Annotated in this window: 15 protein-coding genes; 13 read left to right on the plus strand and 2 right to left on the minus strand. The window is 71.3% G+C overall.

Annotation, left to right across the window (positions count from 1 at the left end; translation table 11 throughout):
- Position 1 precedes the first annotated feature (1 nt).
- From BLQ62_RS06550 to BLQ62_RS06570, 5 genes are all read left to right on the plus strand, one after another.
- Complete coding sequence (locus BLQ62_RS06550) at positions 2–862, plus strand: ABC transporter permease (protein ID WP_068532724.1); 861 nt, start codon at positions 2–4, stop codon at positions 860–862.
- Positions 859–1,917 (plus strand): taurine ABC transporter substrate-binding protein, encoded by a 1,059-nt coding sequence (locus BLQ62_RS06555; protein ID WP_068566631.1) that lies wholly within the window; start codon positions 859–861, stop codon positions 1,915–1,917. Before BLQ62_RS06550 ends, BLQ62_RS06555 begins: the two co-directional genes overlap by 4 nt.
- On the plus strand, positions 1,914–2,699 hold the full coding sequence (locus BLQ62_RS06560; protein ID WP_068566629.1) for an ABC transporter ATP-binding protein: 786 nt from the start codon (positions 1,914–1,916) through the stop codon (positions 2,697–2,699). Before BLQ62_RS06555 ends, BLQ62_RS06560 begins: the two co-directional genes overlap by 4 nt.
- 96 nt (positions 2,700–2,795) lie before the next feature.
- Positions 2,796–3,572, plus strand: a complete 777-nt coding sequence (locus BLQ62_RS06565; RefSeq protein WP_114653056.1) for an isoprenyl transferase — start codon at positions 2,796–2,798, stop codon at positions 3,570–3,572.
- A 133-nt stretch (positions 3,573–3,705) separates the two neighbouring features.
- Positions 3,706–4,701 carry an oxygenase MpaB family protein gene (locus BLQ62_RS06570; RefSeq protein WP_068532719.1) on the plus strand — a complete coding sequence of 332 codons (996 nt, stop codon included), beginning with the start codon at positions 3,706–3,708 and terminating at the stop codon, positions 4,699–4,701.
- A 16-nt stretch (positions 4,702–4,717) separates the two neighbouring features.
- On the opposite strand, the gene BLQ62_RS06575 is transcribed toward BLQ62_RS06570, so the two are convergent.
- Together BLQ62_RS06575 and coaA are read right to left on the minus strand one after the other, a co-directional pair.
- On the minus strand, positions 4,718–5,326 hold the full coding sequence (locus BLQ62_RS06575; protein WP_068532718.1) for a TetR/AcrR family transcriptional regulator: 609 nt from the start codon (positions 5,324–5,326) through the stop codon (positions 4,718–4,720).
- Positions 5,327–5,367: 41 nt separating this feature from the next.
- Positions 5,368–6,291, minus strand: a complete 924-nt coding sequence (gene coaA, locus BLQ62_RS06580) for a type I pantothenate kinase (RefSeq protein ID WP_068532716.1) — start codon at positions 6,289–6,291, stop codon at positions 5,368–5,370.
- Positions 6,292–6,336: 45 nt separating this feature from the next.
- Between coaA and BLQ62_RS06585 the strand changes: the two genes are divergently transcribed.
- The 8 genes from BLQ62_RS06585 (at position 6,337) to BLQ62_RS06620 (ending at position 14,231) form a co-directional block, all read left to right on the plus strand.
- A complete protein-coding gene (locus BLQ62_RS06585) occupies positions 6,337–7,548 on the plus strand; it encodes a DUF885 domain-containing protein (RefSeq protein ID WP_068532714.1) in 1,212 nt (403 codons plus the stop codon).
- A gap of 9 nt (positions 7,549–7,557) precedes the next feature.
- Complete coding sequence (gene glyA / locus BLQ62_RS06590) at positions 7,558–8,856, plus strand: serine hydroxymethyltransferase (protein WP_068532712.1); 1,299 nt, start codon at positions 7,558–7,560, stop codon at positions 8,854–8,856.
- A gap of 86 nt (positions 8,857–8,942) precedes the next feature.
- Entirely contained in the window at positions 8,943–9,770 is an 828-nt protein-coding gene (locus tag BLQ62_RS06595) for an acyl-ACP desaturase (protein WP_068532710.1), read from the plus strand.
- Between the two features lie 264 nt (positions 9,771–10,034).
- Complete coding sequence (phoH2, locus tag BLQ62_RS06600) at positions 10,035–11,342, plus strand: RNA 5'-3' helicase PhoH2 (RefSeq protein ID WP_170842899.1); 1,308 nt, start codon at positions 10,035–10,037, stop codon at positions 11,340–11,342.
- Positions 11,343–11,405: 63 nt separating this feature from the next.
- On the plus strand, positions 11,406–11,900 hold the full coding sequence (locus BLQ62_RS06605; RefSeq protein WP_068566627.1) for a GNAT family N-acetyltransferase: 495 nt from the start codon (positions 11,406–11,408) through the stop codon (positions 11,898–11,900).
- A 79-nt stretch (positions 11,901–11,979) separates the two neighbouring features.
- Positions 11,980–12,330, plus strand: a complete 351-nt coding sequence (locus BLQ62_RS06610; protein WP_068532705.1) for a PadR family transcriptional regulator — start codon at positions 11,980–11,982, stop codon at positions 12,328–12,330.
- On the plus strand, positions 12,327–13,655 hold the full coding sequence (locus tag BLQ62_RS06615; protein ID WP_068566625.1) for a permease prefix domain 1-containing protein: 1,329 nt from the start codon (positions 12,327–12,329) through the stop codon (positions 13,653–13,655). The genes BLQ62_RS06610 and BLQ62_RS06615 overlap by 4 nt, the downstream gene beginning before the upstream one ends.
- 90 nt (positions 13,656–13,745) lie before the next feature.
- On the plus strand, positions 13,746–14,231 hold the full coding sequence (locus BLQ62_RS06620; protein WP_231857644.1) for an anthrone oxygenase family protein: 486 nt from the start codon (positions 13,746–13,748) through the stop codon (positions 14,229–14,231).
- Positions 14,232–14,273 lie beyond the last annotated feature (42 nt).

A 14,273-nucleotide genomic window follows, 5' to 3' on the forward strand; every position in this document is an offset into this window, starting at 1 on the left:
CATGGCCGGAGAGCCCCCGCTTCTGAGGGTGAAGAACGCCGTCATCGAACCGCTGCCGCTGACAGTCAGGTCGTGGCTCGTCCGCATCATCGCGCTGCTCGTGTTCGTCGGCGTGTGGTGGGTGGTGAGCGGGCTGCGCCTGATCGACGAGACCTTCCTCCCGACCCCGAAGGCGGTCTGGGACGCCGCCGTCCGCGCGAGCACCTGGCACCAGGTGGCGCCCGGTGTGCCGCGCGAGGTGCTCGGTGAGCAGAACTACTTCCTCTGGGAGCACCTCGTCGCCAGCCTGCAGCGGATCTTCGCGGGCGTCGGAGCGGCGATCATCGTCGGTCCGCTCCTCGGCTTCGCGATGGGCACCTCGAAGACTGTCAACACCATCATCGAGCCGTACCTGAACTTCCTGCGCGCGCTGCCGCCGCTGGGCTACATCGGCCTGCTCATCGTGTGGTTCGGCATCGGCGACACGTCGAAGATCTGGCTGCTCTTCCTCGCGGCCTTCCCCGCCATCGCGATCTCCACGGTGAACGGCGTGCAGGGCGTCAGCCAGGATCAGATCAACGCCGCGCGGGCGCTCGGCGCGAACCGGTTGCAGACCATCCGCGGCGTCATCGTCCCGGCCACGCTGCCCGAGGTCATCAACGGCATCCGCATCGCCGTCGGGTTCGCCTGGACCACCGTGGTCGCGGCGGAGCTCAACAACGGCATCCCTGGCATCGGCGGCCTCGCCTACCTCGCCGGCCAGCAGCTCAACACCCCGTTGACCATCGCCTGCATCATCGTCATCGGTGTCACGGCGCTGCTGCTCGACTCGCTCATCAAGTGGATCGGCCTGCTGGCCGTCCCGTGGAAGGGGAAGGCATGAACTGCCTGAAGCGCCTCGCGCGCACGGCGCTGGTGGTCGGCACCGTCGGCCTCACCCTGACCGGCTGCCTCGTCGAATCCGGCCGGCCCGAGCAGTCCCGCTCCATCGGCGGGGCGACGGCGTGCCCGGTCGAACCGGACCCGACGGTGACGGGGACCGTGCGGATCGGCTGGCAGGAGATCCCGAACGGGGACCTGATCGTCAAGGACACGGGGCTGCTCAAGACCTGCCTGCCGAACGTGAACGTCGTGTGGAGCAAGTTCGCCTCCGGCGGCGACGTGATCCAGGCGTTCGGCGCCAACAGCCTCGACGTGGGCCTGCTCGGCAGCGCTCCCGCCGCGAAGGCGCTCAGCGCACCGCTGAACATCGACATGAAGGTCATCTGGATCCAGGATCGGATCGGCGCCGCCGAATCGCTGGTCGCGAAGGACCCGGCGATCAGGACCGTCGCCGACCTCAAGGGCAAGCGGATCGCCGTGCCCTTCGCCTCGACCGCGCACTACAGCCTGCTCACCGCCCTGGACAAGGCCGGCGTCACCGACGCGCGGGTCATCAACCTGGCCCCGGACGCCATCCGCGGCGCGTGGGGCGGCGGGCAGATCGACGCCACCTACATCTGGGAGCCCACGCTGAGCCAGCTGGGAGGAACCGTCCTGACGGACAGTGCGAAGGTCGCCGAGCAGGGTGCCCCCACCTACGACCTCGAGGGCGCCCGCGGCGACTTCGTGAAGAACAACCCGGCCTTCCTCAAGGCCTGGACCGCGGCACAGGGCTGGGCGGCGAACCTGCTGAACACCGACCCGAACAAGGCCGCCGAGCACATCGCCGGCCAGCTCGGCGTGCCACTGGACCAGGTGCTCACGCAGGTCAAGGGCTACGCCTACTTCGACGCGAAGACCCAGGGCGGCGCCGACCACCTCGGCGGCCAGCTCGGCGCCGACCTCCGCCGGACCGCAGAGTTCCTGCTCCAGCAGGGGCAGGTCCAGGGCGTCGCGCCGGCGCAGCACTACACCGACGGCGTCTACGCCACAGCCGCACAGGGGGTATCGAAGTGACGGGGACCGAACGCGTCGAGCTGACCGGGCTCGGCAAGACCTACGACACCGCGAGCGGACAGACCGTCGCGCTGCAACCGACCGACCTCACCATCGAGCCCGGCGAGTTCGTCTCCATCGTCGGGCCCTCGGGCTGCGGCAAGACGACGCTGCTGCGGCTCATCGCCGGCTTCGAGGAACCCACGGAGGGCGTCGTCGAGGTCGGCGGCGCGCGGGTCACGGCACCGTCGGCCGACCGCGGCGTGGTCTTCCAGGCCCCCACCCTGTACCCGTGGCTGACGGTGCGCGGCAACGTCGAGTTCGGCCCCAAGGTGAGCGGCGTGGGCAAGGCCGAGCGCCGGGGGCAGGCGCAGAAGCTGCTCGACCTCGTGGGGCTCGGCGACTTCGGCGACAAGCGGCCCTACGAGCTCTCGGGCGGCATGCAGCAGCGCGCGCAGATCGCCCGCGTCCTGGTCAACGACCCGGCGATCGTGCTCATGGACGAGCCCTACGGCGCGCTCGACGCACTCACCCGCGAGCGCCTGCAGGTGGACCTGCTCACGATCTGGCGCGAGGCGGGCAAGACCATCGTCTTCATCACCCACTCGGTGGAGGAGGCGGTGTTCCTCAGCACCCGAGTCCTGGTGATGAGCGCCCGCCCGGGCCGCGTGGTGATCGACCGGAAGGTGGAGCTGCCGGGCGACGGTCCGGACACGGTGCGCGATCCGTCGGTGACCGCTTCGCCCGAGTTCCAAGCCCTGCGTTCGGAGCTCGCCGCCGCGATCTACGCGGCCCACGGCTGAACCTCAGCGGGAGCACAGGTCACCCGGCGTAGTCTGGCAGCCGTGGTGAGTGCCCCCAAACTGCCCGTATCGCTGCCGACCGGGCCGGCCCGCAAGCTGTTCGCCCCGGCCTACGCGCTCTACGAGCGACGGCTGGTCAGTGAGCTCACCGCCTCGTACCGCGACGGCGCGCAACGGCCGCGGCACGTCGCGGTGCTCTGCGACGGCAACCGGCGCTGGGCCCGCGCCGCCGGGTTCAGCGACGTGAGCCACGGCTACCGCATGGGGGCCAAGAAGATCGCCGAGATGCTCGAGTGGTGCGACGAGGCCGGGATCGAGCTCGCCACCATCTACCTGCTCTCGACCGAGAACCTGCGCCGCGATCCCGACGAGCTCGCAGCCCTGCTCGAGATCATCACCGACGTGGTCGAGGAGATCTCCGGCCCGGACAAGAACTGGTCGGTCAAGATCGTCGGCGCGATGGACCTGCTGCCGCCCGACGCCGCCCGCCGGCTCACCGCGGCGGCCGAGGGCACCGAGGGCCGCACCGGTACCCACGTCAACGTGGCCGTCGGGTACGGCGGGCGCAAGGAGATCGTCGACGCCGTGCAGTCGCTGCTGCGCGCGCGCATCGCCGAGGGGATGACGGCGGAGGAGCTCGTCGACGCGGTCACCGTCGAGGGGATCGACCAGCACCTCTACACCAAGGGGCAGCCCGATCCCGACCTCGTCATCCGCACGTCGGGTGAGCAGCGGCTCTCCGGCTTCCTGCTCTGGCAGAGCGCGTACAGCGAGATCTGGTTCACCGAGGCCTACTGGCCCGAGTTCCGCCGCGTCGACTTCCTGCGCGCGCTGCGCGACTACGCCGCCCGGCACCGTCGCTTCGGCGCGTAGCGCCCGGCTGCCCCATCCGCCCTGCGCCGACCGACCGCGTGAGCGGCGCCGGCGACGTTCCTATCACTGAAGCCTGGTGACGCGCGCCACAGCCTGATACGATTTCGTCAATAGTCGTAACAGGGAGGTTCGAATGACGGAACTCGCAGAGCGTGCATCGACGGCGGCGCCGGAACGCTACGGGCCCGCATCGCGGTTCATCGACCCGTTGGGGCTCGGCGCCACCGCGGCCGGGCAATGGGCGTTCCTGCCCATCAACGGCGCCGCGTTCGTGATGCAGCTGATGCATCCCGTGATCGGCGACATCGTCGGGGAGTTCAGCGTGGCGTACACCGACCCGGTGGGGCGGGCGATCCGGTCGATGGACTCCGTGCAGCGCTGGTACTTCGGCGAGGATGCGGCGATCGAGGAGGGCTATCGGCTGCGCGCCCAGCACCAGCCGCTCCAGATGCGCAACGCGGAGGGCAGGCACATCAGTGCCCTGGACCCGGAGGCCTACGCCTGGGTGATCGGCACGGGTGTTCTGACCGGGCTCGACTCGCTGCCGCGTTCGCTGGGCCGGCGCCTCACCGCGGCGGAGGTCGACGAGCTGTTCGCGGAGTCGAAGAAGATCGCCGATATCGTCCAGGTGCCCGACGGGCGGATCCCGTGGGAGCCCGCCGCGTTCGAGCGGTACATCGACGGCATGCTGCCGAAGCTGATCGCGCACCCCGGCGCGGTGCGCTTCCTCGAGGACTTCGCGCACGGCAATCCGCCGCTGCCGCCCGAGGCGGGCCCCTTCCTGCGCGCCGTCGAGCCGCTGCTCAGGCCCGCGGGGATGACGGTCAACCGGGCCGTCTACCTGCTCACCGTCGGGGTGCTGCGGCCCGAGGTCCGCGAGATCCTCGGCGTGGGATGGAGCCGTCGCGAGGAGCTGGGCTACCGCGCGGCGACCGCCGCGATCCGGCAGGCGTACAAGGTGATCCCGGAGCGCGTGGGCTACACGCCGCTCGCGTACCACTCCCGCGCCCGGGCCCGCGCGCTGCGCGCCATGCAGCGTCGCGACCTGCCCGATTTCACGGCCTTCCGGCGCGAGCGCACGCCCGCCCAGCTCGCGCAGGCGCCCGCCGCGCGCTGCCCGTTCGGCTGAGCCGGGGCGACCGGAGTCACTGCACCAGGGGGACGAGGGCCGTGCGCGCGTAGGCGCGCGCGGCCTCGTCGTCGTCCAGGTCGAACGGGGCGGGGGAGACGACGAAGCAGGCCGTGGTGAGCCGGACGAGAGCGTCGGCGCGGACGTCGGCCGCATCGCCCGGCATCGTCCCCGCCTCCTGCTCCCGCACGATCATGCCGCGGATGAATCCGATGCCGTGCCGCACCGTGTCGAGGCGCTCGTCGGCGAACAACTCCGCCCGCTCCCGCGGGTCGGACGGCAGCAGCCCGCGGCCCGCACGACAGCACAGCACGAAGACCTCCTGGATCCGCGTGGGGATGTCGGGCGTCGTCGCGACCACCTCGGCCGTCTGCGCGAACAACCGGCCCAGGCTCCACGCCAGTGCGGCCGCCAGGATGTCGTCCTTGGAACCGAGCCTGCGGAACAGGGTCATCCGGCTCGATCCCGCCTCCGCGGCGATCTTGTCCACCGTCACGTGCCGGGTGCCCTCCCGGCTGAGCACCCGCAGCGCCGCCCGGTAGACGTGCGCGTCGGCGTCGCCGACGTCCGCGCGGGCGCCCGCCTGCAGCAGCAGGTCGGGCAGCGAGGCTCCGGGGCGGGTCATGACAGTCGATCGTAGGCGGGGCGCGCGGCGGGCGGGGCCGCTCAGAGCTTGCGCAGGCGCACGCGGTTGATCGAGTGGTCGGAGTCCTTGCGCAGCACCAGGGTCGCGCGCGGGCGCGTGGGCAGGATGTTCTGCACCAGGTTGGGGCGGTTGATGCCCGCCCAGATACCCTCGGCGCGATCGCGCGCCTCGACGTCGGAGAGCCCGGCGTAGTGGTGGAAGTGCGACGCCGGGTCCGCGAACGAGGTGGTCCGCATCGACAGGAACCGGTCGACGTACCAGCGCTCGATGTCCTCGATCCGCGCGTCCACGTACACCGAGAAGTCGAACAGGTCCGAGACCATGAGCCGCGGTCCCGTCTGCAGCACGTTCAGGCCCTCGACGATGAGGATGTCGGGCCGGCGGACGTGGATGGACTCGTCCGGGACGATGTCGTAGAGCTGGTGCGAGTACATCGGGGCGGTCGCGTCCTCCGCGCCCGATTTCACGGCGGTGACGAACCGCAGCAGGGCGCGGCGGTCGTACGACTCCGGGAAGCCCTTGCGGTGCATGATCCCCCGCCGCTCCAGCTCCGCCGTCGGGTAGAGGAAGCCGTCGGTGGTCACCAGGTCCACCCGCGGGTGCGAGTCCCACCGGGCGAGCAGCGCCTGCAGCACGCGGGCCGTCGTCGACTTGCCGACCGCGACCGAGCCCGCCACGCCGATCACGAACGGGACCTGTGCGTCGTGCCGCTGCTCGCCGAGGAAGGTCGCGGTCGCGGCGTAGAGGCGCTGGCGCGCGGCGACCTGCAGGTGGATCAGGCGGGAGACGGGCAGGTAGACCTCGGCGACCTCGGCCAGGTCGATCTGCTCGCCCAGGCCGCGCAGGTCGGAGAGATCCTCCTCGGTCAGCGACAGGGGAGTGGACTGCCGGAGCTCGCGCCACTGCGTGCGGTCGAGCTCGATGTACGGGCTCGGTTCGCTCACCGGACTGCGCTCCCCGCGTCGGACATGGGTTCTAGTCTGGCACGCATGGAGGAACTGAGCGTCACCGACCGTTACCTGCGGCTGGGCCTGCGGTTCGACCGCATCGAAACCGGTTTCGTGGACGCGTACTTCGGCGATCCGGCGCACCGTCGCGCGGTGGAGGCCGAGGACGCGCCCGAACCCGCCCGCCTGGCGGCCGAGGCGCGGGCCCTGCTGCGCGATCTGGAGGCGGAGACCTCCCTGAGCCCGCAGCGGCGCGAGTTCCTGATCGGGCACGTCGCCGCGCTCGAGTGCTCGGCCCGGAAGTTCGACGGTGCGCCGATCGGCTTCGTCGACGAGGTGAAGGCCTACTTCGACGTCGACATCGCGCTGGGGGACACCGCCGATTACGAGGCGGCGCACGCCCGGCTCGACGAGCTGCTCCCGGGCTCCGGCCCGCTGCAGCCGCGCATGCAGGCGCAGCGGGAGCGGTTCGCGGTCCCGGCCGAGCGGGTGCCCGAGGTGGTCGACGCGCTGGCCGGTGCGCTGCGCGACGTCGTGCGCGAGCGCTACCCGCTGCCGGAGGCGGAGACGGTGGCCTTCGAGATCGAGCACGACAAGCCCTGGTCGGGGTTCAACTACTACCTCGGCGACTACCGCTCCCGGGTCGCGGTCAACGGCGACCTGCCGCAGTACCTGTCGTCGCTGCCGCACCTCATCGCGCACGAGGCCTACCCCGGCCACCACACCGAGCACTGCCGCAAGGAGCAGCTGCTCGTCGCGGGGGAGAACCAGCCGGAGCAGACCATCTTCCTGGTGAACACGCCGCAGTGCCTCATGGCGGAGGGCCTGGCGGACCATGCGCTGCGCGCCGCGATCGGCCCCGGTTGGGGCGCGTGGGCGCGGGAGATCTACGCCGACCTCGGCCTGAGCTTCGACGGGGAACTGGCCGAGGCGATCGCGGAGGCCTCGTCGGGCCTGCTGCACGTGCGGCAGGACGCGGCACTGCTGCTGCACGACCGGCACGCGAGCGAGGACGAGGTGGCCGGCTACCTGCAGCGCTGGGCGCTCATGGCGGAGCGCAGTGCTCGGCAGTCGCTGCGCTTCGTCGGCTCGCCGCTGTGGCGGGCCTACATCTCCACCTACGTCGAGGGCTACGCCCTGCTCGGCGAATGGCTCGACCGGGCGGAGTCCGGGCCCGCCAGGCTGGACCGCTTCGGCAGGCTGCTCGACGAGCCCCTCACCCCGTCTGCGCTGCGGCGCGAGCTCGCGGCTTAGGATGAGCACATGAGCGAAAACAGCGTGAACTCCGCGTCCCTCGCCGAACTCGATCCCGAGGTCGCCGCCGCCATGAACGGCGAGCTCGCGCGGCAGCGCGACACGCTGGAGATGATCGCCTCGGAGAACTTCGTGCCGCGCGCCGTGCTGCAGGCGCAGGGTTCCGTGCTCACCAACAAGTACGCCGAGGGCTACCCCGGCCGCCGCTACTACGGCGGCTGCGAGTACGTCGACGTGGTCGAGGACCTGGCTCGCAACCGCGCCAAGGAGCTCTTCGGCGCCGAGTTCGCCAACGTCCAGCCGCACGCCGGCGCGCAGGCCAACGCAGCCGTGCTGCAGGCGCTCATGGAGCCGGGCGAAACCCTGATGGGCCTCGACCTCGCGCACGGCGGCCACCTCACGCACGGCATGCGCCTGAACTTCTCCGGCAAGCTCTACGAGAACGTCTTCTACGGCGTGTCCAAGGAGGACCACCGCGTCGACATGGACGAGGTGCGCAAGATCGCCCTCGACTCCAAGCCGAAGGTGATCGTCGCCGGCTGGTCCGCCTACCCGCGCCACCTCGACTTCGCGGCCTTCCGCTCCATCGCCGACGAGGTGGGCGCCCACCTCTGGGTCGACATGGCGCACTTCGCCGGCCTCGTCGCCGCCGGCCTGCACCCGAGCCCCGTCCCGCACGCCGACGTGGTCAGCTCGACGGTGCACAAGACCCTCGGCGGCCCCCGCTCCGGCATCATCCTGGCGAAGCAGGAGTGGGCCAAGAAGCTCAACTCCGCGGTCTTCCCCGGCCAGCAGGGCGGCCCGCTCATGCACGTCATCGCCGCCAAGGCCGTCGCGCTCAAGGTCGCGGGCACGGAGGAGTTCCGCGCGAAGCAGCAGCGCACGCTCGACGGTGCCAAGATCCTCGCCGAGCGCCTGAACGGCAAGGACGTGGCCGACGCCGGCGTCACCGTCCTCACCGGCGGCACCGACGTGCACCTCGTGCTCGTCGACCTGCGCAACAGCGACCTCGACGGCCAGCAGGCCGAGGACCTCCTCCACGAGGTCGGCATCACCGTCAACCGCAACGCCGTGCCCTTCGACCCGCGTCCGCCGATGGTCACCTCGGGCCTGCGGATCGGCACCGCCGCCCTGGCCAGCCGCGGCTTCGGCGAGAAGGAGTTCACCGAGGTCGCCGACATCATCGGCACCGCGTTGGCGCAGGGCAAGGCCGCCGACACGGCCGCGCTGCGCGCCCGCGTGTCGGCGCTGGCGCTCGAGGTCCCGCTGTACGAGGGCCTCGAGGACTGGGGTCTCCTCTCTCGCTGAACCCCGGTTCCGGGTTCTCCGCGACACGGTGACCCGCCCCCACCTGGGATTTGAGTGCCGGGTGGGAGCTGCCTTACAGTGTCCGGGTGACTTCCAGCGTTTCCGACGACCTGACCCTCGCCATCGACAAGGCGCTCCCGGACATCCGGGCCGCGTACGTCGAGGCGGGTGACGCGTGGCAGCCGCACGACTACGTTCCGTGGGACGACGGCCGCAACTACGCCTTCCTCGGCGGCGAGGACTTCGTGCCCTCCGACGTCAAGGTCGATGCGGTGGTCAGCAACGGGCTCATCCTGGGCCTGCTCACCAAGGACCACCTGCCGTCCTTCCACCGCCTGTTGGCGCAGCACCACCTCATCGAGTCGGACTGGGGCAAGTTCGTCGGCCACTGGACCGCCGAGGAGAACCGCCACGGCATCGCCCTGCGCGACCACGTCGTCGTGAGCCGCACGTGCGATGTCGAGCAGCTCGAGATGTGGCGCCTCGAGGCGGTGACCCGCGGTTACCGCCAGTACGAGGGCACCCGCGAGGAGATCCAGATCGCCGAGCAGATCGCCATGGTGATCGTGCACGAGGCGCTCTCCGCCGACTACTTCGACCGCCTCGCGGACTACGCCGAGAAGGCCGAGGGCACGCCCGCCGGCCTGGTCACCACGCTGCGCAAGGTCGCCGCCGACGACCGCGTGCAGCAGCAGTACTGGACCGAGCTGCTCGACGTCGCGCTGGACGTCAACGAGGGCCACACCAAGGACGCGCTGCTCGGCCAGGCGCGCGCCGTCTCGCCCATCGGCGCCGAGACCGCCGACGGCCTGGACGAGGCGCGCCGCATCGTCACCGAGGCCGGGATCAGCTCGCCCGAGCGGGACCGTGAGATCCTGAACGGCCTTCTCGCGAAGTGGGACCTCGCGCTCTGAGAACGGGCATCCAGCCGTAACGAACTGTTCACGAACGCGCCGCGCAGCCTCCGGGCAGCGCGGCGCGTTCGGCGTTAGTTTGGCGGTGACGGATTGCGGGGAAGCAGTTCGTCCCGGGAGGTTCCAACCGTGACTTCACTCATCGTCGCGAGAGGGCCGGCCCCGGTCCTCGTCGTCGGAGCGTAGACCGCGCACCGAGGCGTTTGGACCGGCCGGCCGCAGCTACACGCTTGCGTGGGCGCCGCGCAGGCTAGGAGCGTCACCGTGTCTTTCCGTGAGACCCCCCGCACGTACGTGCTCGACACCTCCGTCCTGCTGTCCGATCCCTGGGCCATCACCCGCTTCGCCGAGCACGACGTCGTGCTCCCGCTCGTGGTGATCAGCGAACTCGAGGGCAAGCGCCACCACGCCGAGCTCGGCTGGTTCGCCCGCGAGTCGTTGCGCATGCTCGACGACATGCGACTCGAGCACGGTCGCCTCGACCAGCCGATCCCCACCCCCGGCGGGGGCACGGTGCAGGTGGAGCTCAACCACGTCGACCCGTCCGTGCTGCCGGTCGGGTTCCGCACCGAGACCAACGACTCCCGCATCCTGGCGTGCGCGCTCAACCTGCGTGCCGAGGGCCGTGACGTGGTCCTGGTGTCCAAGGACATACCACTGCGGGTGAAGGCCGGTGCGGTCGGGCTCCCCGCCGACGAGTACCGCGCGCAGGACGTGGTGACCTCCGGCTGGACCGGCATGGAGGAGCTGGAGGTGGCGCCGCAGAACATCGACGCCCTCTTCGCCGACGGTGTCGTGGACCTGGACGCCGCACGGGAGCTGCCGTGCAACACCGGCGTTCGGCTCCTCGGCGGCACGTCGAGCGCGCTCGGGCGGGTCACGGCGGACAAGCAGGTGCAGCTGGTGCGCGGCGACCGGGAGGCCTTCGGGCTGCACGGCCGCAGCGCCGAGCAGCGCGTCGCCCTCGATCTGCTGCTCGACGAGTCGGTGGGCATCGTCTCCCTCGGCGGCAAGGCGGGCACCGGCAAGTCGGCGCTGGCGCTGTGCGCGGGCCTCGAGGCGGTGCTGGAGAAGCGCACGCAGCGCAAGGTCGTGGTGTTCCGACCGCTGTACGCGGTCGGCGGCCAGGACCTCGGCTACCTGCCCGGCTCGGAGAACGAGAAGATGGGCCCCTGGGCCCAGGCCGTGTACGACACCCTGGACGGCCTCGCCTCGCCCGAGGTGATGGACGAGGTCTCCTCGCGCGGCATGCTGGAGGTGTTGCCGCTCACGCACATCCGCGGTCGGTCGTTGCACGATTCCTTCGTCATCGTCGATGAGGCGCAGTCCCTCGAGCGCAACGTCCTGCTCACCGTGCTCTCGCGGCTCGGTTCGGGCTCGCGGGTGGTTCTCACCCATGACGTGGCCCAGCGCGACAACCTGCGTGTCGGCCGGCACGACGGCGTGGCCGCCGTGATCGAAAAGCTCAAGGGGCACCCGCTGTTCGCGCACATCACGCTGACCCGCTCCGAGCGTTCGCCGATCGCCGCGCTGGTCACCGAGATGCTCGAGGAGTTCGCCCCGGGCGCCTAGGTCTCGTAGGTTCGACGGTGCCGGGCCGCCCGGTCCGGCACCGTCGAAACCGGGAGAGGGGACATGGCGCACCTCCGTCAGACCAGGACCGATGACCACGCCGCGCTGGTGCGGTGCGTGCAGCGATGGTGGGGCGATTCGCGCACACCCGAGGAGTCCCGCGAGCTCTCGCTGCTGCTGCCGCGCCTGTTCGTGCAGCACTTCGCCGGCACCGGTCTCGTGCTCGAGGACGAGACCGGGGTGCGGGCCTTCCTCGTCGGGTTCGATTCGGCGGACCGGCCGGATGAGGCGTACATCCACTTCGTCGGGGTGGACCCGCAGCTGCGCGGCCACGGTGCCGCGCGCCGCCTGTACGAGGCGTTCTTCGCCCGGGCGGCGGCCGCGGGCCGCACCACCGTTCGGGCCGTCACCTCGCCGCAGAACCGGGGATCGATCGCCTTCCACCAGGCCATGGGCTTCGAGGCCGAGCCGGGGGACCGCGTCGTCGACGGCGCGCCGGTGCACACCGACTACGACGGTCCGGGGCAGGACCGCGTGGCGTTCCGGCGCGCGCTCTGAGCCCGCGCCGCCGAGCGCGTTGCCATACCTAGATCCACAAGGTATATCTGTACCTAGTGGTTCTAGGTATGGAGGACACGTGCACATCGACAAGGATCTGGTCGCCGCCTCGGCGACCCCGCTGGTGCTGAGCATCCTCAGCCGCGGCGACAGCTACGGCTACGCCATCCTCACCCGCGTCCGGGAGCTCTCGGGCGGGCGGCTGGAGTGGTCCGACGGCATGCTCTATCCGCTGCTGCACCGGCTCGAGCGGCTCGGCCAGGTCGAGTCCCGTTGGGAGAGAGCCGAGACCGGTCGCCGCCGCAAGCACTACGCCATCACGCCGGCCGGGCGGGAGGCGCTCGCGGACCGTCGGGACCAGTGGCGGGTCGTCAGTGCCGCCCTGGACGGCCTCTGGTCCGACGGTGCGCCGCAGGCGGGCCTCGCATGACGGGCCCCGTCGATGCGCAGGTCCGGCAGTGGCGCGGCTACCTGGAGGGCCGGCGCCGCCTGCGGATCGAGGAGGTCGACGAACTCGAATCCCATCTGCGCGATCAGATCTCGGACCTCGAGGCCCGCGGACTCGACGGCGACGAGTCCTTCCTCGTCGCGGTCAAGCGGATGGGCGCGGCCGACGCGGTGGCCCACGAGTTCGCCCGCGAGCACTCGGATCGGCTGTGGAAGCAACTGGTGCTCGGCAGCGCGGACGAGGAGACCGGCCGGCGGAGCGAACTGCCGGTGGTGCTCGCGCTGGGCGCGGGCGCCGGCCTGGCCCTCCTCGCGGTGCTGCACCTGCTCGGCGACACCGCCCCGCGCTTCGTGGGCTTCGCGGTCGCGCCGTTCCTGGTGGCCTACTTCGCCTGGAAGCGCACGATGCCGGTGCGCGGCGCGGCCGCCGTACTGGGCGGCTTCGCCGTCGTGGCCGCGCTGCTCGCCGCATACCGGTTCGACGCGGGTGGCGCCACCGAGATCCTGGCCGTCGCGGCGACCCCGGTGGTGCTGTGGTTCGGGGTGGGCGTCGCCTACATGGGCGGCGCCTGGCGCTCGGCGCCGCGGCGCATGGACTTCGTGCGGTTCACCGGCGAGTTCGCCATCTACTTCCTGCTCATCGCGCTCGGCGGCGGCGCCATCACGGCACTGACGATCGGCGCGCTGAGCACGGTCGGGCTCGATGCGGAGGTGCCGGTCACCGAGTGGGCGCTGCCGGTCTGCGTCGGCGGCGCGGTGCTGGTGGCGGCGTGGCTCGTGGAGGCCAAGCAGGAGGTGATCGAGAACATCGCGCCCGTCCTGACACGGATCTTCACCCCGATTACGCTGGTCATGCTCCTCGTGGTGCTGGGTGCTTTCGCCTCGCGGCCGGGTCTCGTCGGCGCCGACCGCGACCTGCTGGTGCTCATGACGGTGGTGCTCGTCCTCGTCGTCGGGCTGCTGCTGTACGCGGTGTCGGCCCGCGATCCGCGCCGACGCCCGGACGTCTTCGATCGGCTGCAGGTGGCGCTCGTGGCCGCGGCCATCGCGGTCGACCTCGTGGTGCTGGTCGCGATGATCACGCGGACCGCCGAGTTCGGCACGTCGCCGAACAAGGCCGCAGTGCTGGGCCTGAACCTCGTCCTGCTGGTGATCCTGCTCGGCGCCGCGTACCTCGGTCTCGGCTTCGTCCGGGGCCGCCGGGACTTCGCCGCGATCGAGCGCTGGCAGACCGGCACGCTGCCCGCCTACGCGGCGTGGGCCGCGATCGTGGCGCTGGCCTTCCCGCCGCTCTTCGGGTTCCGCTGAGTTCCACTGACCGGTCTAGCGGACCCGCTCCCGACTTCACAGCGTCAGCCCACCCACCTGCGGAATCTTCTGGGCCAACGCTGTGAAGTCATGGAGTGGGGTTCCGACGGTGCCGCGGGCGGGAATGCTGAGGGCATGACGATCCCCGTGCTCCTCGGTGCCTCCGCACTGCTCAATGCGATCCTGGCCGGTTTCTACTTCGCGTACGCGACGGTGATCGCCGGGCAGCGCACCGCCGACGGGGGCGAGGCGATGGTCCGGATGAACGCGGCGGTCGAGCGGCCTCCGTTCATCGCGCTGTTCCTGGTCGCGCCCACGGCGGCGGCGCTCTCCTCCGTCTGGATCCTGGTGGCCGACGGTGCCCGTGCCGCCGGGATCGTCGCGGCGATCGCCGCGGTCTGCGCCGTCGCCGCCTGTGTCTCGACGATGGCGGTGAACGTGCCGCTCAACCAGCGGCTCGCGGCGGGTGCCGTCGGCTGGCCGGAGTACGCCCGCACCTGGGGCACCTGGAACCTCGCGCGCACGTGGCTGTGCGCGCTCGCCGCCGTGGGGCTGGGCCTGGCGGCCCTGGCGTGACGGGCACCGTCGGGCGTGGTTCCCGCAGGTAGGGCAGCCTAA

Origin of the sequence: Tsukamurella pulmonis (assembly GCF_900103175.1) — a bacterium.
GTDB lineage: Bacteria > Actinomycetota > Actinomycetes > Mycobacteriales > Mycobacteriaceae > Tsukamurella > Tsukamurella pulmonis.

What these genes read in the sequence shown, in the direction of transcription:
- BLQ62_RS06570 (WP_068532719.1), top strand. Translation starts at nt 3,706, where the DNA reads ATGACGGAACTCGCAGAGCGTGCATCGACGGCGGCGCCGGAACGCTAC.
- BLQ62_RS06575 (WP_068532718.1), bottom strand. Translation starts at nt 5,326, where the DNA reads ATGACCCGCCCCGGAGCCTCGCTGCCCGACCTGCTGCTGCAGGCGGGC.
- BLQ62_RS06550 (WP_068532724.1), top strand. Translation starts at nt 2, where the DNA reads ATGGCCGGAGAGCCCCCGCTTCTGAGGGTGAAGAACGCCGTCATCGAA.
- BLQ62_RS06555 (WP_068566631.1), top strand. Translation starts at nt 859, where the DNA reads ATGAACTGCCTGAAGCGCCTCGCGCGCACGGCGCTGGTGGTCGGCACC.
- BLQ62_RS06585 (WP_068532714.1), top strand. Translation starts at nt 6,337, where the DNA reads ATGGAGGAACTGAGCGTCACCGACCGTTACCTGCGGCTGGGCCTGCGG.
- BLQ62_RS06620 (WP_231857644.1), top strand. Translation starts at nt 13,746, where the DNA reads ATGGAGTGGGGTTCCGACGGTGCCGCGGGCGGGAATGCTGAGGGCATG.
- glyA (WP_068532712.1), top strand. Translation starts at nt 7,558, where the DNA reads ATGAGCGAAAACAGCGTGAACTCCGCGTCCCTCGCCGAACTCGATCCC.
- BLQ62_RS06615 (WP_068566625.1), top strand. Translation starts at nt 12,327, where the DNA reads ATGACGGGCCCCGTCGATGCGCAGGTCCGGCAGTGGCGCGGCTACCTG.
- BLQ62_RS06605 (WP_068566627.1), top strand. Translation starts at nt 11,406, where the DNA reads ATGGCGCACCTCCGTCAGACCAGGACCGATGACCACGCCGCGCTGGTG.